This window comes from Geotoga petraea (assembly GCF_900102615.1).
Lineage (GTDB): Bacteria > Thermotogota > Thermotogae > Petrotogales > Petrotogaceae > Geotoga > Geotoga petraea.
Genome location: NZ_FMYV01000001.1, coordinates 325806 through 345902, shown reverse-complemented (window position 1 = coordinate 345902; position 20097 = coordinate 325806). Strand labels below are relative to the sequence as shown.

20 protein-coding genes and 1 riboswitch are annotated in these 20097 nt (G+C 29.4%); of the genes, 8 read left to right on the top strand and 12 right to left on the bottom strand.

What is annotated here, in order from left to right:
* From BLS00_RS01675 to BLS00_RS01660, 4 genes are all read left to right on the top strand, one after another.
* A complete protein-coding gene (locus tag BLS00_RS01675) occupies positions 1 to 2247 on the top strand; it encodes a POTRA domain-containing protein (RefSeq protein ID WP_091402234.1) in 2247 nt (748 codons plus the stop codon).
* A gap of 30 nt (positions 2248 to 2277) precedes the next feature.
* A riboswitch (cobalamin riboswitch) is annotated at positions 2278 to 2438 on the top strand.
* 66 nt (positions 2439 to 2504) lie between these two features.
* A complete protein-coding gene (locus BLS00_RS01670; protein ID WP_091402233.1) occupies positions 2505 to 3383 on the top strand; it encodes an ABC transporter substrate-binding protein in 879 nt (292 codons plus the stop codon).
* Positions 3380 to 4396 (top strand): FecCD family ABC transporter permease, encoded by a 1017-nt coding sequence (locus BLS00_RS01665; protein ID WP_311044498.1) that lies wholly within the window; start codon positions 3380 to 3382, stop codon positions 4394 to 4396. The genes BLS00_RS01670 and BLS00_RS01665 overlap by 4 nt, the downstream gene beginning before the upstream one ends.
* Positions 4393 to 5160 carry an ABC transporter ATP-binding protein gene (locus tag BLS00_RS01660; protein ID WP_091402231.1) on the top strand — a complete coding sequence of 256 codons (768 nt, stop codon included), beginning with the start codon at positions 4393 to 4395 and terminating at the stop codon, positions 5158 to 5160. The genes BLS00_RS01665 and BLS00_RS01660 overlap by 4 nt, the downstream gene beginning before the upstream one ends.
* A 42-nt stretch (positions 5161 to 5202) precedes the next feature.
* On the opposite strand, the gene eno is transcribed toward BLS00_RS01660, so the two are convergent.
* From eno to BLS00_RS01610, 10 genes are all read right to left on the bottom strand, one after another.
* The gene (gene eno, locus BLS00_RS01655; protein WP_091402228.1) at positions 5203 to 6501 is read right to left on the bottom strand and encodes a phosphopyruvate hydratase; all 1299 of its coding nucleotides are present in this window, start codon (positions 6499 to 6501) and stop codon (positions 5203 to 5205) included.
* Positions 6502 to 6534: 33 nt separating this feature from the next.
* Complete coding sequence (pyrH, locus tag BLS00_RS01650) at positions 6535 to 7233, bottom strand: UMP kinase (RefSeq protein ID WP_091402226.1); 699 nt, start codon at positions 7231 to 7233, stop codon at positions 6535 to 6537.
* A gap of 47 nt (positions 7234 to 7280) precedes the next feature.
* Entirely contained in the window at positions 7281 to 7874 is a 594-nt protein-coding gene (gene tsf, locus BLS00_RS01645) for a translation elongation factor Ts (RefSeq protein ID WP_091402224.1), read from the bottom strand.
* 80 nt (positions 7875 to 7954) lie between these two features.
* A complete protein-coding gene (gene coaD / locus BLS00_RS01640; RefSeq protein ID WP_091402222.1) occupies positions 7955 to 8443 on the bottom strand; it encodes a pantetheine-phosphate adenylyltransferase in 489 nt (162 codons plus the stop codon).
* A 2-nt stretch (positions 8444 to 8445) separates the two neighbouring features.
* Positions 8446 to 9546, bottom strand: coding sequence for a tRNA 2-thiouridine(34) synthase MnmA (gene mnmA / locus BLS00_RS01635; RefSeq protein WP_091402219.1), 1101 nt, complete (start codon positions 9544 to 9546; stop codon positions 8446 to 8448).
* Positions 9536 to 9991: an RrF2 family transcriptional regulator gene (locus BLS00_RS01630; protein WP_091402217.1), complete on the bottom strand. Its 456-nt coding sequence runs from the start codon at positions 9989 to 9991 to the stop codon at positions 9536 to 9538. The genes mnmA and BLS00_RS01630 overlap by 11 nt, the downstream gene beginning before the upstream one ends.
* A gap of 2 nt (positions 9992 to 9993) precedes the next feature.
* Positions 9994 to 11781 (bottom strand): 3D domain-containing protein, encoded by a 1788-nt coding sequence (locus tag BLS00_RS01625; protein ID WP_091402215.1) that lies wholly within the window; start codon positions 11779 to 11781, stop codon positions 9994 to 9996.
* Complete coding sequence (locus BLS00_RS01620; RefSeq protein WP_167848943.1) at positions 11778 to 12443, bottom strand: DUF2225 domain-containing protein; 666 nt, start codon at positions 12441 to 12443, stop codon at positions 11778 to 11780. The genes BLS00_RS01625 and BLS00_RS01620 overlap by 4 nt, the downstream gene beginning before the upstream one ends.
* Positions 12436 to 13344: a signal recognition particle-docking protein FtsY gene (ftsY, locus tag BLS00_RS01615; RefSeq protein WP_091402211.1), complete on the bottom strand. Its 909-nt coding sequence runs from the start codon at positions 13342 to 13344 to the stop codon at positions 12436 to 12438. Before ftsY ends, BLS00_RS01620 begins: the two co-directional genes overlap by 8 nt.
* Positions 13345 to 13429: 85 nt before the next feature.
* Complete coding sequence (locus BLS00_RS01610; RefSeq protein WP_091402209.1) at positions 13430 to 14710, bottom strand: alpha-amylase family glycosyl hydrolase; 1281 nt, start codon at positions 14708 to 14710, stop codon at positions 13430 to 13432.
* A 255-nt stretch (positions 14711 to 14965) separates the two neighbouring features.
* Here BLS00_RS01610 and BLS00_RS01605 point away from each other — a divergent pair, with 255 nt between their 5' ends.
* The 4 genes from BLS00_RS01605 to BLS00_RS01590 all read left to right on the top strand — a co-directional run bounded on the left by BLS00_RS01605 (position 14966) and on the right by BLS00_RS01590 (position 17868).
* Complete coding sequence (locus BLS00_RS01605; protein ID WP_091402207.1) at positions 14966 to 15340, top strand: DUF2089 domain-containing protein; 375 nt, start codon at positions 14966 to 14968, stop codon at positions 15338 to 15340.
* Positions 15341 to 15416: 76 nt separating this feature from the next.
* The gene (locus tag BLS00_RS01600; RefSeq protein WP_091402205.1) at positions 15417 to 16412 is read left to right on the top strand and encodes a DUF4097 family beta strand repeat-containing protein; all 996 of its coding nucleotides are present in this window, start codon (positions 15417 to 15419) and stop codon (positions 16410 to 16412) included.
* Positions 16409 to 16921 carry a hypothetical protein gene (locus tag BLS00_RS01595; RefSeq protein WP_091402202.1) on the top strand — a complete coding sequence of 171 codons (513 nt, stop codon included), beginning with the start codon at positions 16409 to 16411 and terminating at the stop codon, positions 16919 to 16921. Before BLS00_RS01600 ends, BLS00_RS01595 begins: the two co-directional genes overlap by 4 nt.
* The gene (locus BLS00_RS01590; protein ID WP_091402200.1) at positions 16918 to 17868 is read left to right on the top strand and encodes a hypothetical protein; all 951 of its coding nucleotides are present in this window, start codon (positions 16918 to 16920) and stop codon (positions 17866 to 17868) included. The genes BLS00_RS01595 and BLS00_RS01590 overlap by 4 nt, the downstream gene beginning before the upstream one ends.
* A 25-nt stretch (positions 17869 to 17893) precedes the next feature.
* Here BLS00_RS01590 and BLS00_RS01585 read toward each other — a convergent pair whose 3' ends face one another.
* Both BLS00_RS01585 and BLS00_RS01580 read right to left on the bottom strand, forming a co-directional pair.
* Entirely contained in the window at positions 17894 to 19186 is a 1293-nt protein-coding gene (locus BLS00_RS01585) for an amidohydrolase family protein (protein WP_091402196.1), read from the bottom strand.
* Between the two features lie 15 nt (positions 19187 to 19201).
* Positions 19202 to 19918 carry a WecB/TagA/CpsF family glycosyltransferase gene (locus tag BLS00_RS01580; protein WP_091402194.1) on the bottom strand — a complete coding sequence of 239 codons (717 nt, stop codon included), beginning with the start codon at positions 19916 to 19918 and terminating at the stop codon, positions 19202 to 19204.
* Positions 19919 to 20097: the final 179 nt, after the last annotated feature.

The window sequence follows — 20097 nt, the reverse complement described above, 5'->3', positions numbered from 1 at the left end:
ATGAAGAAATTTTTACTGCTTTTAACTCTATTGATGGTTGTAGTGATATCATTTTCAATCACAAAACTTGAAACTATTGAATTTGACAAAGATATAAGCTTCACAGCCACAAGTGTTAATTCTATTTTAGAAGATTACGATATTGAAGAAGGAAAATATGTTGGTGAAATCGATATAAAACTTGCTATAAGGCAGATGGGGAATTTGGGATATTTTTCGTCTATTGATTTTATATTAAATGAAGAGCAAGGCTTATTAAAATTTTTAATAACTTATAATCCCATCATAAGAGATTATGCAATTGAAATAGATGGTGATAAATTAGTTAATAAAGATATCATAAAAGATAGCATAGAAGTTCAGACTGGACTACCATTAAATGTCAATAATTATAAGGATATTTTGAAACAAATTAACAATTTATATAGTAGTAAGGGATATCCATATATTTCTATAGATTCTAACTTAAATCTTTCAGGAGACAACTTATCACTTGATGAATATGAGACAAAAGACACAAAATATTCGTCTGACACACTGGTTTTAATCATCAAAGAGTATTCTCTTTGGGATTTAAAATTAACAGATGATTTTCAATATTTGGACAAAGAAGAGATAAAAAATAGAGTTCAGTTTAATTTCAGAAAAGACTGGAAGGACAAATTCTTCCTTTTTAGGTCTCCAAAAAAAGAAACATACCCTTCAAATGAATCAATGCAAAAATTAATAGGTACATTAAGGGAAATGCCATATTTTTCTGAAAATACAACTATAAATTTTGAAGAAATAGATATTGAAGACAATATTGGAGGAGAGCTTTTGCTTGTTATTGGCGGAGAAATGCCAAAATTTTTAGATGGAGAAAAACAACTCGATTCTATCAATATAGAAGGGAACAATTACATTGAAGATTTTAGAATTAGAGATAATTTAGAAATAACAGATAATGCAACAATTTCAAACTTAGATGTTTTAAAATCTATAGATAAAATCAACCAACTTTACAAAGAAAATGAATATTTATTTACAGAAGTACAAATAGATTATTTGGATAAAATACTTACTTTTAATATAAAAGAGAAAAAAATTGGAAATGTGGAAATAACAAAAGAAGCTACAGCAAAAACTCAAGATTATATTGTTGATTCTTTTGTACACATGAAAAAAGATGACCCTGCCAACTCTAAATATCTCAGAAATACAGTTACAGCTTTTACAGGCTCAGGATTTTACGAAGATGTAGAATTACTCCCAACTTCCATGGAAGAAGAATATGTCAACTTCTCTTTAAAACCTATAGAATCTACTAAGAGAGGTAAACTCATGGGGGGAATAAACTGGGAAATGCCAAAAGAAAAACCATGGTATTATGGCTTCTCGGGTTATGCTGAAGTTAATATGCCTAATCCTTTTGGTTATGGCCAAACCTTTGGTATCAATACGGAAATCAACCCTTTAAAAGAAGAATATAAAGTTGGACTAACTTATGACGTTATAAAGTTGTTTAAATCTGATGTCAATTTGGGTGTAGGATTTGATTACAAATATACACCTAAGGGACTATTCAACGATACTTTGAATGCAACAGTTACAAATCAAATCTCTTTTAATGTTTCACCAAGATATCAGATTTCTGATTTTTCATATATCACAAATAGTGTTTCTTATGATTATTACAACACAAAAGATAAAGGTGATATAAGCCAGGGTAGTGGATCCATTGGTTATCTCTATAATAGTTTGGATAGTCCTTATAGGCCTTATAATGGAGAGTATTTCTCTTCAAGTGTTTTTGGTGCTGCAAACTTTGAAAATTTTTCTAACAACTATTATGGTTTAAACTTGGAAGGAAAATTCTTCAGAAGTTTCTATAAATTTACAAGTGGTACAAGGTTAAAAGTTGGATACGCAAACGACTCTACAGCTAACGACTTATTTGGATACTTAGTAGGTGGTATGAACTCTGTTAGAACTTATACCTCTGCAAAAAGAGGGGATACGAATTTCTTATTCAACACAGAGCTCATGTATGAAGTTGCTAAAACTCCTGTACCAATAGACCTTTTTACATTTTTTGATTACGGAAATGCTGAAAATGACTTCACCAAACTATTAAACGATCCTCTTTATTCCTTTGGAGCCGGTGTAAAATTAACAGTGCCTTTCTTGGGCCAATTAAGATTTGAGTATGGCTGGAATAAAGAATTAATAGGTGGATTTACATTTGGATTTGGACAAGTATTCTGATATAATTTTTATATAAGATATATAAGTTAATAATTCCTCCATTTTTTTGGAGAGGAAAACAGTGAAAATCTGTTACGGTCGCGCCACCGTGATTGAGAACGAAAGCTGATTTAGACCACTGGTTTTACTGGGAAGGTTCAGTTAGTAGGCAGCTCATAAGTCGGGATATTCTCCAAAAAAATAGGATACCTTCATCTCTTCGCGCCAAAGATGATGGGGATTTTTTTATGGCGTAATACATTTTTAGGAGGATTTTTATGAAAAAACTTTTGTTGGTTAGTATTTTAAGCTTGTTCTTTGTTCTTTCTTTTTCAATCACATTGGTAGACGATCTTGGAAGAGTGGTTGAATTCGAAAGCCCTGTTGAAAGGATAGTTTCTGCTGCTCCTTTAGTTTCAGACTATTTAGTGCATTTAAAAAGCGAAGATAAAGTCGTTGGGGTTACAGATTGGGATGTACACATAGAAGCAGAAAAAATTGGAAATGTTTACCCATTGAATATGGAAAAAATAATTTCTTTAAACCCAGATGTAGTTTTTTTAACAGGGGGATTCCAAGAACCGGAAGTTGAAAGACTTGAAGAATTTGGAATTAAAACATTCGTAGTTAATCCAACTTCTTTAAACGATATCCCACAAGTAGTTCAAAAGTTGGGAATAATACTTGAGAAAAGAAATTTGGCTCAAAACATTTCAGCTGATTTCAGAAAAACTATAAGTGATATTGGTAAAAAAACTTCTTTATGGAAAGATAAACCAAGAGTTTTTTATGCCATGATCTCAGTTCAAAACATATCAGAGATTTGGACAACTGGAACTGGTTCATTTTTAAATGAGGCAATCTCACTGGCTGGGGGTTTAAACGTGGCCGCTCCTTTAACGGGAAATAATGGGTGGCTATCTGTTGGGCCAGAATATCTTTTAAAAGAAAATCCAGATATAATAATAGTTCCATCTTATTTTACCGGAGACAACTCTTTAGTTGATACAATCAACAGAACCGAACAATTCAGTTCTTTAAAGGCTGTTAAGAATGAAAATATTTTAACTATAAATAACGATAAGGCTTCACAAGCATCGCCATCAATTTTAGATGTGATAGAAAAAATGTATGAATATTTTAAGGAAACAAAATGACAAAAAAAAGTCATATGGGGGGATTTTCTCCCCTTCTTTTACTATTAACCATAATCATAAGTTTTATTTTAGTGATTATTTTTACATCGTTTGGATCTGTAAAAATACCTTTTGAAGAAATAATAAAAATATTCACCGATGAAGCCAACCCCATGTATAAAACTTTAATATTAGATTTAAGACTACCAAGAGTCATAGGAAGTTTTTTAGTTGGTAGTATTTTGGCTATATCTGGAAATATTTTACAATTAATAATACAAAATCCGCTTGCAGATCCTTATATAATAGGGATATCTTCTGGAGCAAGTTTTGGAGCAGTTTTATACACAGCATTAAGTTCTGTTTTCGGCATAACATTAATATTTGGAATAGAATTTTTCTCTTTTGCATTTGCAATGGCAACTACCTTCATTGTATTGTACATTTCCCGTGAAGGAAAGAAAATACCTATTCTCTCATTGATATTAAGTGGTGTTATAATCAGCTTCTTATTTAATTCACTATCCACTTTGTTAACTGTTATGTATTGGCGTAACTTAATTCATGTTAATTTATGGCTTATGGGATCTACAGGCGACATAGGTTGGAACGATAATATTATTCTTTTTATTGTTTTAACAGTCTTAGTATCAACAATTTTTTTCTTTTCTAAAGAGTTAAATGTACTCTCTATGGGAGATAATTTAGCAGTTTTTTCTGGAATAAATCCAGAAAAAATTAAAATTTTATTGATCGTTATAAGTGTGCTTGCTGTTTCAGCAGCTGTTGCAAAAGCTGGAATAATAGGATTTGTAGGATTGATTATTCCACATATAGTTAGAATGATAAAGGGACCTCATTCCCGACTTTCATCGTTATACAACCTTTTTTTGGGTGGAATATTCTTGATGATTTGTGATTATATTTCAAGAACAATTTTTGCTCCTTCTGAACTCCCAATCGGGGTTATTACCTCCTTAGCAGGAGCTCCTTTATTTATATACGTTATGAAAAAAAGTAGGAATAAATCATGATTAAAATTGAAAATTTAGAATTTACTTATGGTGATAATTTTAATTTAAAAATTAACAATTTGCTTATTAAAAGTGGAGAAAGAGTTTCTATAATAGGCCCTAATGGTTCTGGCAAATCAACTTTAATAAAAATAATTTCAAAGTTGATTTCAAATTATCAAGGAAAAATTTCAATAAAAGGAAAATATCTAAACAAATATACTAATAAAGAATTATCGAGGTATTTGGCTGTAGTTCCACAAGAATTTAACACAATATTTAATTACGATGTGGAGAGCATCATATCTACAGCTAGGCTTCCATACTCTAAAAGATTTTCTTTTTTTGAAAATTATGAAGATAGAAATATTATAGAAAAATCTTTACAATATGCAGATTTGGAAAACATGAAAAATAAAATATTTTCTAATCTTTCTGGAGGAGAAAAACAAAGGGTTATGATTGCAAGAGCTTTTGCCCAAGAAGCTGACATATTGTTATTAGATGAATTCACTTCACATCTTGATCCAGGACATACAGACCTTTTGATGAAATTAGTTGAGGAATTTTCTGATTCAATGAATAAGACTGTTATTTCTATTTTTCATGATATAAACTTAGCTTCCATTTTTTCAAAAAGAATAATAGTAATGAAAAATGGTAGAGTTTTTAAGGATGGCTCACCAAAAGAAGTTATTACAAAAGGAGTTATTAAAGAGGCATATGATTTTGAAGGACATATAATAGATCATCCTGTTAAACACGTTCCACAAATTTTATTTTAAAAAAATCCCGGCTTATCTAACTAGCCGGGAAATTTTTATCCTTTATTTTTTTATTGAGTAAAAAGAATTTAATCCTTTATATATTGCTATTTCTCCAAGTTCTTCTTCAATTCTCAATAACTGATTGTATTTTGCAATTCTATCGGTTCTTGATAATGAACCAGTTTTAATAAAACCAGCATTAGTAGCTACAGCTAAGTCTGCTATAAAAGTATCTTCTGATTCGCCTGATCTATGTGAAATTATATTTGTTAAATTGTATGTTTTTGCTAATTCTATAGCATCTAAAGTTTCAGTAACTGTACCTATTTGATTTAATTTTATCAAAATCGATGTGGCAGCTTTAAGATCTATTCCCTTTTGTAATCTTTTTACGTTAGTAACAAACAAATCGTCTCCAACTACTTGGGCTTTGTCTTGAACTTTTTCAGTGAATAGGGTATACGCATCCCAATCATCTTGGTCAAATGGATCTTCTATTGATTTAATAGGATATTTGTTGATTAAGTTCAAATAATATTCGGCCAATTCTTCGCCTGAAATATCCTTTTTGTCAATATGGTATGTTTTATTTTCTTCATTAAAAAATTCTGATGCAGCACAATCTAATGCTATAAATACTTCTTCTCCAGGTTTATAACCGGCATTTTTTATTGCTTCTACTATGAATTCAAGTGCTTCTTCATTAGATTCAAAGTTAGGAGCAAAACCGCCCTCATCTCCAACAGCAGTTTGATGGCCTTTTGATTGTAATAATTTTTTCAAATTATGGAAAATTTCAGCTCCTGCTCTTAAAGCCCTTGAAAATGTTGCAAAGCCTGCTGGCATGATCATAAATTCTTGAATATCCAATGAATTGTCTGCATGTTCTCCACCATTTACTATATTCATTAAAGGAACTGGTAATACTTTTGAATTTGGACCACCTAAATATTTGTAAAGTGGGACACCCAAAGATTCAGAGGCAGCTCTTGCAACTGCCATTGATACAGCTAAGATTGCATTTGCTCCCAATTTTTCTTTATTTTCAGTTCCATCCAATTCCAACATAACATGGTCTACTAAAGCTTGGTCAAATGCATTCAATCCTAACAATTCTTCTGCTATCTTTTCATTTACATTCTCAACTGCTTTTGTTGTTCCTTTTCCTAAAAATCTGTCTTTATCGCCATCTCTTAATTCCAAAGCTTCAAATTTACCTGTAGAAGCTCCAGACGGAACAATAGCTCTTCCTTTGGCACCATCGCCTAATACTACTTCTGCTTCAACAGTTGGATTACCTCTTGAATCTAATACTTCTCTTGCATGTACAGAAACTATTTCGTTGTAAAAAAGTTCCATAAATAAATACACCTCCCATAAGTGTTCATTTCTTTAAGGTATAACTTTTGTCCCCACATTTTTATTTAAAACTGCATTTAAAAGATTATCTTTTTTAAAGAAGTCTAAAACTGTAATAGGCATCTCATACCTTTGACAAATAGCAAAAGCTTCTGTATCCATTATTTTTAAACTTTTAGCGATTGCGTCATCATATTTAATTGTATCATATTTCACAGCATCTGTAAATATTTTAGGGTCTTTATCGTATATTCCTTCAACCTTGGTAGCTTTTATCAGCACCTCTGCTTTCATTTCTACAGCTCTTAGTGCTGCAGCAGTATCTGTCGTAAAAAAAGGGTTTGAAGTTCCCCCAGCAAAAATAACAACATAGCCAGAGTTAAAATAAAGTTCTATGTCATCATAGTATATATTTCTAACTGATGGCAAGTTAACAATTTGCGAAACAACAATTGTCTTGATTCCATTTTTTTCGAAGTAGTCTTTTAAATATAATGCATTGCTAACTGTTCCAAGCATTCCTATATGATCTGCAATGCTATTTGTCACACCAGTTAATTCTTTGCCTCTAAAAATATTACCCGCACCAATAACCATTCCCACGTTCATTCCATGCTGAGATACTTTTTTAATTTCTTCAGATAAGTATTTTACATTTTCAGAATTAAATCCTTTGTTACCTATACCAGATAAAACTTCTCCACTAAGTTTTAACATTATTCTTCTATACATTTTTTTACCCCTCCCTCAAAAAAAAGGGGGGATTACCCCCCCTTTAATTATTCACCAATTGCAAATCTTGAAAAATTATCAACAGTAATATTTTCACCAATTTTAGCAATTGCTTGTGTGATCATATCTTTAATTTTTTCACCTTTTCCAAAAACATATTCTTGCTCTAATAAACAATTCTCTTCAAAATATTTTTCTACTTTATTTTCAACTATTTTTTCTACAATATGTTCTGGCTTACCTGAAGATTTTACTTCATCAACATAAATGGATTTTTCTTTTTCTATAATTTCTTCTGGTACATTTTCTCTTGAAATATATTTAGGATTCATTGATGCAATTTGTAAGCTGATTTTATTTGCTAATTCATGAAATTCATCCGTTTTAGCAACAAAGTCAGTTTCACAACCTAATAATAATAATACTCCAATTTTTTCATTATGATGAATATATGAATATACAATACCTTCTTTTGTCTCTCTATCAGCTTTTTTAGCTGCTTTTGCTGCACCTCTTTTTCTCAAATAATCAACTGCAGCATCTAAATCTCCATTTGTTTCATCTAATGCTTTTTTACAATCAAGCATTCCTGCACCAGTTTGTGATCTTAATTTTTTGATCAATTCCGTGCTTACGGCCATATGTTGTCCCTCCTTGTGTGTTTTTTAATTAAACCAATATATTGTATCATATAAGAAAGTACAATTCAATAAAGATATTTTTAATGTTTTTTAAATTTCTTAATCAATGCTTCTTCAACATTTGGTGGAACCCAAGTGCTCACATCTCCTCCATGTTTCGATACTTCTTTTACCATAGAAGAAGATATAAATGAATGAGCTATATCAGCCATCAAAAAAAATATTTCCAATTCAGGAAACAAAGATCTATTCCCATTAGCCATCTGTAATTCGTATTCAAAGTCTGTAACGGCTCTTAGTCCTCTCAATACAGTATAGATCTTCTTTTTTTTACAGTATTGAACTAAAAGGCCAGAAAAGCTATCTACTTCAATATTTGGTATATGAGAAAGATTTTGTCTTGTCATCTCAACTCTCTCATCTAAATCAAATAAATATTTTTTTTGCATGTTGTTCATTACAGAGACATATATTTTATCGAACCTTTCAGATGCTCTTTCGACTAAATTAATATGTCCATATGTTATTGGATCAAAACTTCCTGGGTAAACTGCTGTTCTTTTATCCATAGTCAATCCTCCAAATATTTATCTATAACTCCACATCCCAAAACAATTCCTGATTCATCGTATATTGTTGCAAATTGACCTGGAGTCACTGCAAATATAGGTTCTTCGAATACGATTTGATATTCATTTTCAGAAATTTTTTTTATTTTTGCTGGTTTTTCTTCAGATCTTTTTCTAATCCTGCAAACAGCGCTAAACTCATCTTCAAAATCTACAAATTTGTTCATATTCTTTGCAATTAAGCCTTTAAAATGAACTTTTTCAGTTGGTGCAACTGTTATTGAATTATCTTGAGAGTTTATTTTGTATACATGCAACCTTTGGTTCTGATTTTTTATATATTCAATACCGGCTCTTTGACCTATTGTATAATCAGTATAACCAGTATGATATCCTATGTGTTCACCTTTAAAGTCATATACTTTCCCTTTAGAAGTTTCTATTCCAGCATCTACTAAATATCTTTTGTAATCATTATCGGGTATAAAGCATAGCTCTTGACTATCAGGTTTGTCCGCAACAGATAAGTTTAGATCTTCAGCTATTTTCCTTATTTCGACCTTTTTCATTTTTCCCAAAGGGAAGTACATTTTTTTCAAATATTCAGGTTTAACCATTGATAAAAAATACGATTGATCCTTGTAATTGTCAACTCCTTTTTTAATAACCCAATTTTGATGCTCATTAGAATATTCAGAAATAACGTAATGGCCACTTACAACAACATCTGCATTCATTTCTTCTGCCATTTCGATTGCCTTACCAAACTTGAAAAAACGGTTGCACAGCATACAAGGATTTGGGGTTTTACCATCGTTGTATTCTTTTATAAAATAATCTATAATTTTTTCTTTAAATTCTTGTTGTATATCTACAATTTTAAAATCGTCCAATTCTAATTTTTTTGAAACATTGATAGCATCTATCGTATCTGAAGGACTACAACATACCTTCTTTTTTTCTGGAATCAATGAAAACACTTCATCTTTGACTGTTTTAAAATGAACAGCTATTACTTCATAACCTTCTTTCTTTAGTAAATATGCTGCGACTGAACTGTCCACACCTCCACTCATCAACATAATTGCTCTTTTATTCGACATTTTTTTGTACATCTCCATTATTGCTCAATTTTGACAATTTCATTCCATAATCCATAATATCTTGTAAAGTCATCTTGTCCAGTTCCAACATCATTATATTGTGAACCCTCTTCCATACAAACTCTACTGCACAACTAATTTCTAAATTACATTCTCCACTAACACATTCATAAGATTGTAGCGGTTTATCTAATATATTTACTATTTCACTTAATCTAATATTTTTTGGTTCTTTTAATAAAACATAACCACCATATCTACCTCTTATAGATTTCAAAATACCTGCATCTCTAAGTTCTGAAAAAATCTTTTCCAAAAAGTCTTTTGGTATTTGTTGTCTCTGAGATAATTCAGATATGGAAACTTTTTTAACACCATCTTTATTCAAAAGAGCCAATTCAAAAAGAGCTCTCATTGCATAGCTACTTTTTACCGTTAATCCCATCATTAACCCTCCTTACCAACTATATATATGGTAACGTCTTCTGTTTTTTGGGCGAGTCTTACATCATTAACATAAATATCAATTTTTTTTCCGATTACCTTTCCACCAGTATCTTCTACTACAAAAAAACCGCCATTAGGCAGTTCTTTTAACTCTGGTATATAAACAACGGTTCCTATAGGTAATACATCAGGGTCAGCAGCAATGGTTTTCCAAACAGTTGGAATTTTTCCTGATTTAGTTATTCTAAAAGTAGGATAGTGAACGTACTTATCGTCCCACTCAGTATAATATGTAGCCATAAAATCTCCTGAAATTTTGAAGAATAATTTTAACGGATCTTTCGGTTCTCCACTCTTCCACAATTCAAGCGATACGATTTTATCTTTTTCAACTAAGCCAAGAGAGCTTTCGTTATTAACCCAATCTCCCTCTTTAACATATATAGTCCTTATATTACTAATCATACTAACAATAGAATTTCCATGATCTATTTTTACATACCAATTGCCATTCATAGCAGTGCCAGTTTCAATAACTCTTCCTGGTAATAGAGGGTAAACCTGCTCATTTTTTGCTGGCAGAACTCCTATACCGGAAGAAATCCCATTTTCTGTCCTTTGGCCAAACTTTATAACTATTCTATTATATTCAGATGATTTTGTGGATTTTAAAGGCCATTCTATATAATTCTCAATATTTCCAACAGGAATTGTCAATTTTTGACCAACTCTTATATATTTTGGATCTTCAATGTTGTTTGCAGCCATAATTATATCAACGCCATTAGGACCTAAAGAAAATGCATTTGATATTTTTCCAAGATAATCACCTGATTTAACAGTATAAACTATTTCTTCTTGGTTTTCATACAATGATCTTAACTGCGAATCACCTATTGAAAACAGTGCTGCATTTATCTTTTTTTCCAAATCAGTAATTTCACTTAAATACCTTTCTTGTAAGCTATTTGAAGGTTTTGAAGACAATGTTTGAAATTGATATTCAAGATTTTGAATTTGTTCTTCAAGCTTTAAAACATTTTCTGATAATTCGTTTATTTTAATAAGGCTTTCACTTTGAGACCCATAATAGAGCTTGGATATAGCTTGCTCAGCTTTGTACTCTATAGTATCTTCAAGATACGTACTCAAATCCATATTCTTTATCGTTTTGTCAATTAAAGCTCTTATTTCATCTTCATTAAATTCAATGTTCGATGAAGATTTTTGCTTTTCTATAGAGTCCAATCTTTCATTTATTTCACTTATTTTGTTTAATATGTATATATCTTCTTGGTTATTTTTAATATCTGAAATTTCAGATTTCAACATATTTATTTCTTCTTCAATATTTCCTACTTTTTCACCTATAACTGTTGAAGAACTTGAAGTCCCACCAGTTTCAATAGAAGTTATCGATTTTTCTATGTTTTCAACTCTTTTGTTTAAATTCAATATTTTTTCAACTTTATCAGAACTTTCACCTTTATAAATTAAGCCTTCTATCAATGTCAACCTTTCTTTCATGGAAGAAAATTGAGTTTTCAAATCGGTTATTACACTATAATCATAACTCTCTTTCCTTTTATTCTGATAAAATTCGTCGGATAATTGGTTAATATCTTTTTCCATTTTAGTTAATTTTTCGTTTAATTGATTAATCGATTCTTGTAACTCTTGTATATCTTGATCTGGCAATTTTGGTTCTTCTTGTTGTGAAAACATAGAACAGCCAGAAAAAATAAAGATAATCATAATTAATACCAAAAATAATAATATCTTTTTCATTTGAGTTCACCCCGTAATTCTTTTGCTGCTTTTATATAAGGAGATTTGGTTTTAGAATAATTTCTCACTAATCGTTCAATATTTTTCGCAGCTTCTTCTTTTTTACCTAATCTATAATTAATATATGAATCATAAAATAGTAAAAATATTGTTTCCCTATCGTTATCTGCTGATTCATAGAATTTGTTATTTATTTTGAGTATGTTGTTTAAAATCTTTAGTTCTCTCTTTTCATCGTTTTCTTCCCTATAAACCCAAGATAATTTTAAAAGCAATCTGGAAACTTCAAAAGGTTTTTCTAAAATAGAATATATCTCTGAAGCTATCACTATTTGCTTTTTATAAAAATCCAAATCCTTTGTATCATAATTATCTAAACCCTTCATATCTTTTTCAGAAAGAGTTTTCAAAAAATCCTGTATTTTTGAAAAGTGTAATTCCTTGATTTCATTTTTTATATTTTCGGCATCTTTTTCATTAAATGTAAAGTAGCAGTGGGGGCAAGTTATCAAAGAATATTTTAATGGATTGACGCCTTTATAAATAGGTTTTAAATCTATATCCCTTTCTTTAACCTTTATAGCTTGACTAGATACCTTACTAAACATAAATTCATTTCCACAAATCGGACATTTGACTGTATCTTTCCAAAAATCAGCCATCATCTTCAACCCCAAGAAGTGCATTTACGTAAGATTTTGGGTCAAACATTTGAAGGTCGTCTTCTTTTTCTCCTACACCTATCATTTTTATAGGTATATTTAACTGATTATTTATAGAAAAAGCTATTCCTCCCTTTGCAGTACCATCTAACTTCGTAACAACAACGCCTGTTATATCGACAGAATCTTTGAAAGCTTTCGCCTGTTGTACACCATTTTGTCCAGTCGTTCCATCTAAAACTAACAAGGTTTCATGTGGGCCATCTGTTTCTTTTTCTATAACTCTTTTAATTTTTTTTAATTCTTCCATTAGATGGCTCTTATTATGTAGTCTTCCAGCTGTATCTACAATAACGATTTCTTTACCTTTTGATTTTGCATGTTTAAGAGTGTCAAAAACCACAGCTGCAGCATCAGAACCATGTTCGTGTGCAATAACGGTAGCTCCAATTTTTTCTCCCCAATGTTTTATTTGCTCAATAGCAGCAGCTCTAAAGGTATCAGCAGCCGCTATAGCAACTTTTTTACCTTCACTTATATATTTTTTAGACAACTTTGCAATTGTAGTGGTTTTCCCGCTACCATTCACTCCAACTACAAAAATGATGTATGGATTTTGCTGTGGATTTGCATTAAATCCCTCTGATTCAAGGTTAGACACCATAATATCTCTTAACAATAACAAAGGATCATCTGGTTCTTGTTTTTTATATTCACTTTTTAGATCATCTAATATTTTTTCAACGGTTTCCATACCCATGTCTGACATTATCAATATCTCTTCTAACTCTTCAAGGACTTCATCATCCAATTTTTTACCCGCGAAAAGGGTTTTTATCCCTCCAAAAAATGTTTCTCTTGTTTTAGATAACCCTTTTTTTAATTTATCAAAAAGCCCCATTATACACCTCCGAAGAAAATTATTTATACTTTAAAAATTATAACATTTTTTGGTTGAAAAATAAAACTTTTATCAGTTTTAGAAGCTATTTTATAGACTTTATAATCAGTGGTTCTTTTTGTAATTTATATTTTTTATTTAATTTAATTTTTTCTTTATTAATCATATCATATCCTTCATAAAAATTATTTAAAAAAATATTTCCATATTTTTCTTCTAAATTCAAAATAATAAGATAATCATATTTTTCTCCAGTCCATTTAACTTCTACAACACCTTTTTTAACTTCATTGATTTCAAAATATTTTGATTCAGCTTTAATTTCTTTTGAAATAACTATTATTTTTTTTATAAAATTTAAAAATTCGTAATCTCCATCATCCCAATTTATAGACGTTTTTTCAAATAAATCTGGGTACTTATCATCTTTTATTTCCTGTCCAGCATAAATTAAGGAAGATCCAGGTAAAGTCATATAAAATGTCGTCCAATTCTTTAATCTCTGTTTGGAAGAAATTAAACTTGCTATTCTGGGTTTGTCGTGATTTTCTAAAAACCTCATCTTCAAAGATTCCCTTGGGTAAATTGTTTGTTGTGTTTTTATATATTCTACTATACCAGATAATTCTATTTCACCTTTAAAATATTTATGTATTTTTTCGTATCCATCATAATCGTAAGTATAATCAAAAACTCTATATAATTCTGTATCAGAAACTACATCATATCCCTCTTTTCTAAGAGCCCGTAGATACTCTGGTTCCATACTTTCGGCCAACCATATAAGTTTTTTTTCTGGATCAACTTGACTTCTGGCCTTTTCCCAAAAATTTAAAGGAATAAGAGAGGCTACATCACATCTAAATCCTTCGACACCAATATCTTTCCAAAATTTTAAAATATTTATCAAATAATCCCACAATTCACTATTTTTAAAATTCAAATCAGCTATATCAAACCAATCTGGCTCCTTCCTAAAAAAATCCCCATCATCATTCAAAATAAACCAATCTTTATGATTTTTTGAAATATATGAATCATTCGAAGTATGATTAAAAACTATATCTATCATAACTTGCATACCAAGTTCTTTTGATTTTTTGATTATTTTTTTGAATTGATCTATACCTCCATATTCATAAGATATTTCGTCGTACTTTGAAATAGAATAAGGAGATCCATAATTACCTTTTCTATTCTTTTTTCCTATAGGGTAAAAAGGCATAAACCAAATAATATCTACCCCAAGTTTTTTAATTCTTTCAAGGTCGCAGTAAACTTCGTTAAATGTTCCAGATTTTGAATAATTTCTTAGAAATATTTCATATATTACTTTATTTTTCAGTTCGTTAAACTTATTTGTCATATTAATCCTCCTTTCTCATCTACAATAATACTATTTTATTATTTCTTCTTTTTTAATAACATAATGGAAATGATTAATAATAAAATTTTATATACATATTAATATTTTTAACTTTTAATTTGATATTATTGAATTTATTTTTAATTTATTATTGACATTTTTAATTTTATGTTGTATAATTTTTTTGAGATTAAATATTTTTGTATTTTATTCAATATTTTTAATATAAAAATTAAATATATGAGGAGGATTAAAATGTATAAAAGAAGATTAACTACCTGTCCAGTTTGCGGGGGAAGGTTAAACATTCAGAAGTATAAATGTGAAAAATGCGCAACTGAAATTACCGGGAATTTCCAAATAGAAGAATTCGCACAATTAACAGACGAACAACTAATATTTTTGAAGATTTTTATAAAAAACAGAGGAAATTTATCTGAGCTTCAAAAAGAATTAAGTATTTCATATCCAACAGCTAAAGCCAGATTAGAAGAATTGGTAAAAGCATTAGGATATGAATCTGAAGAGGATAACCGAAAAAAAACTATGGAAATTTTAGAAAAAATTGAAAAAGGAGAAATAACTCCTGAAGAAGCTAAAACCATATTGAAAAAATACAAAAATAACTAAACTTCATCAACAATAAGATAAAGTAACCAAAAATATGAGGGACAATTAATAATTTTAAAATAAGGGGGATTTTAAAATGTCTAAAACTATTAATTTAGAAGGAATAAAAAGAATAAACATTGAATCAAAACATGATGAAATAAAGTTAAATGTCACAAAATCAGAAAAATCATATTTTGAATTAGAAGAAGATCTTGAAGAAGGTTTCCCACACGGAAAAATTGGAGAAGATGGCTATTTTATAAGATTTTCAAGAAGTAACGATTCTTTTCTCAACAAGTTTTTTGGGTTTATATCTAATAAAACTTTACATGTTAACCTATATTTGGCCGATAATTTTGAAGAATTAAAAGTCAATTTTGTTCAAGGTGACGTGAACATTAAAGATGTAAATTTAAATTATTTTGAAAATAAGATAATTACTGGAAATACGAGGATTAAAAAATCTAAGATAAAAAACCATAAATCAAAATTAATAACAGGAAATTTTCTTTCTGAAAACTCTGACTTTTTAAATGATGAAATATCGGTTACAACAGGTAATATAAAATATGAGGATTCTAAAATACAAAATATTGATTGCCACCTAATAACAGGTAATTTAGATATAAGTAAAATGAATTCTGACTTTGATTTGATGAAAATTACAGTAATTACAGGTGAGGCTATGGTTAATATTTGTGGTAAAGAACCTATTTACATAACAAAAAAATTAACTCCTTATTCGTCAACCTTAAAATCCAATGTAGATCTCATAGAAAAACAAGATGTTGAGTTATCTTTTGAAAAAAGGAGAATGGTTGTTAAAGTAATTACAGGTAACCTAAAGATCCGAGGTATAGAATCTAAACACTTTACAAAACAAAAGAATGATGAAAAACATTTTAACTCTACTAATACTGAAGAAAAAATTATTTCTGATGATTTTTTAACACAAGAAGAAAAGAAAATATTGGAACTTTTTAAGCAAGAAAAAATATCTTATGATTTTGCCATAGAACTCCTATCAGAAATTGGATATAATAAGGATGACGCCGAAAAATTTTTGAAAAAAAGAGGTGCAAGCAAATGAGAAAAATTGCTGTTATAATGATAGTTGTTGGTACATTGCTGTTTCTTTCTGTTTTCTTGGACCTGTCTTTAAGTTTTTGGAGAATTTTAGAGCTTATCATATCAATAATATTAATTGCAAGTGGTATTGGATTAATTAAACCATCAATAAATATAAATGGAAAAGTAATTGATGGTTCTGATCAAAATGAAATACATTATGCAAACGAGCAACTAAATTATGCGGAAGAAGAAATAGAATCTGAAAAAGATATGCCAGAATTTGCAAGAAAAATAGCCAAAGGTTCAATACATGTAGCAAGAAATAGTTTTATAAAGAGAAAAGATATTAAAAAAATAGTAAGAAGAACACTTTTTGGATTAACTTCAGGAGTCATTCTTTTTCTGGATTCATTATCATTATTTGGATTAAATTTCAATTTTTGGGAATTTCTTTTAGTATTAATCGGTTCATTCCTCTTGACTTCTGGAATAAGCTCATTAATACCAGATAGGAGGAGAAAAAATTGAGTGGTGCTTTAGTTTCAATATTAATTGGTATAATTATTTTATTAGGTGTTGTATTTGAAATAACCATAAGCTTTTCAATAGCTGTCGAAATATTTTTTGGTGTAATATTTTTAGCTGATGGGTTAAAAGTGTTTAAAAATCCTAAAAGTGACAAGGTAGGAAGTATCATTTTTGGTTCAATTCTTTTGATAGATGCCTTTGGAATATTTAAACAAAATATTGGATTTTGGCAAATAATTCTTTTACTTATAGCTTCTTACCTAATAGGCTGGGGCATATATTCAATTTTTACATCTAACAGATTTTTAAGTATTAAAAGTAACAAGATAAAAGATGACCACATGAAAATCAAAGTACCATTTAATAGAAATAAATATAATTTGAGTTACAACCTTGACTGGACTAAGTTATCTTTGGTTTCTGCTTCATCTGAAAATTATAACGTTAAAATTGATTCTTTATCAGATGGAGATATTTTTAAAAGATCCTTTGATTGGAATGACAACGAGCTTAAGGTTGAAAACAAATTAAAAGTTTCTAATATAAAAGTTCCAGAAAGATCTAAAATGACTTCTTGGATAAGAGAAGATTTAAAATACAATTATTTATTGAATTTAAGTGTTTCTGATGTTTTTATAGATATGAGAAAATCTTTTCCCGATAATGTTATTATTAATTCTACAGCATCAAAAATAGTGCTAATCCCTTCAAATACAAAGGATAGTTCAATAGATGCCGACCTTGAAATATCTACCTTAACAGTAAAGTTACCTGATAATGTTGGCCTTGTATTGAATCAAGTAGGTGAACTTAATCTCAGAACTTTTGAAGGGTTAATTGAAAGAGAAGATGGTTCTTATATTTCAGCAAATTTTTCAGAAGCAGAGTATACTTGCTATTTGAATATTTCTTCAGATATGAGCAGACTGAGTATTCAGCTTATATAAAAAAGCGAGCTTTAAGCTCGCTTTTTTATATAACCAAATTTCTTACGTAATCATTTATTTTCTTTTGTATTCTCCTTATTTCTTTTGTGTCCGCTTTTTGAGGTTCCCTATCCCATAGGCTTATTTCTCCACCTACAACTGCTCCAGAAACTTCTATTTCATTTCCCATTCTAAAAGATATTTCGGTAAAAGGTGTATTAGTGTTGAAAATATAGTCACCTGTTCTTGAACTTAAAATAGTAAAATCTGCCTCTTTTCCAGAACTAATTTGACCTAATTGCAAATCAAACTCTTCTGAGGAAAACTGATAATTGCTCATAAATATAGTTCTTTCTACTTCGTTATACAAAATATTGTGTTTAGCTTTGTTGTTGAATTTTTCTGTTATTAAAAGTGTTTTGGCTTCATTGAATAAAGAATAATCAATAAGGCCTGAACCAATAGCAACTTTCATACCTCTTCCCAACATATCCAAGAGATTAGGAGATGTGTTTATTTCCATTAATTCCGTTCTTACACTTTTAATAAGCCTTACTCCTTTAGAAGCAAAATAATCCATGACTTCAGCAGTGACATTACCTGCATAGATAACATCAACTTTTTTTGATAATAAATTATTTTCTCTTATAATGTTCATTAGTTCTTTACCATGTTTGAGCATAGCGTATCTTTCTTCTTGTTGAAAATCAACGATGGCAATTCTCAACCTTCTGTCATCATTCAAAAATTTCTCAAGGAAGTCATAATCTTCTTTTTCTAACCCCCAAACGCCCAAAATTGTTAAAGATTTTATATCTCTGTTCTCCAAGATATCGTCTCTTATATTCCTTGCAATTCCATTTTCTGTTAGTAAAATTGGTGATGGTTTTACCCTTACTCCTATTTGTTCTGCAATTTCTTTAACATAGGTTATATTCTTACTGTATGGTAATGATACAATTGAAGAAGTTACACCATTTATCAAAGATTTGAAACTTCCCAATGTCATTATGTCTTTGAACAATTCAGTTTCATCTGATTTATTTAGTGCAAAATTAACTATTTTAGAAAATTTTTCATATGGAGGTAAATTTGAATCTCTCAATTTGCTATTTAAATTTAATTCGTTAATATAGTAGCTTGTATATGGATTTGTTAACCCAGGTAATAATATTTTTTTATTTAAATCCCTAATATTTTTTTCTTCAACACCGTATTTCTCTAGAATTTTTTCTGCAGAACCAACATCTATAACCTTACCATCTTGAACATATACGGCACCATTCTCTATCACTTCACCAATAGCCCCAGTTAATAGTGTACAATTTTTTAAAATCACCTTAACACCTCCGATTTATCTCTTTAAATAATACTTTAAATAAAATTTGATTAACTCTGGAAATTTGTTAAATCTCTTTGGCTCTTTTAGCATTCTATAGAACCATTCTATACCAAGTTTTTGGTATAGTATAGGCGCTCGTTTAACTTCTCCAGCAAAAACGTCAATACTTCCTCCTACCCCCATTATGATTTTTGGTTTAAGTTTTTCATAATTGTTCAAAATAAATTCTTCTTGTCTTGGTATTCCCATGCCAACGAAGAGAAAATCAGCATTTGAAAAATTTATTATATCTACTATTTCACTATCTCTTTCTTTAGAAAAGTAACCATTTTGATAACCATTAATTTTTGTAACAAATTCTTTTTCTATATTTATACTTGCCTTTTTTAATACTTCGTCTCTACTTCCTAAAAGAAAAATACCTTTGTCGTTCTTTCCGGAAATTTCACAAAAATATTTCATAGTTTCAATACCTGGACATCTTTCTGTTTTCAAACCTTTTTTATTCATATATTTAACTATACCTATTCCATCAGGGATTAAAATATCAGCTTTATGAAATGAATTCTTATAAACATCGTTTTTAAAATATTCCATATACATTAAAGTATTCAAAGTAATTATCCAAGTTTTTTGATTATTTTCAAAACGTTTATAAATTGAATTTAAAATCTCATTTTTTTCACCATAAAGAACATTTGCTCCCTCTATAAAATTTTCTGTAATCATTAAATTGACTCACCTCAAAATTATATTAAACGTTAATCATAAAGTAGGATAAATTTTATTATCACTTAATATTTTACCATTTTTAATTATAACTAAACATTATAATTAATTAAAATTAAAGTAAAAACTCTTTATATATAAATCATACCATATTTGATAGGCATATAAAAAATCATACT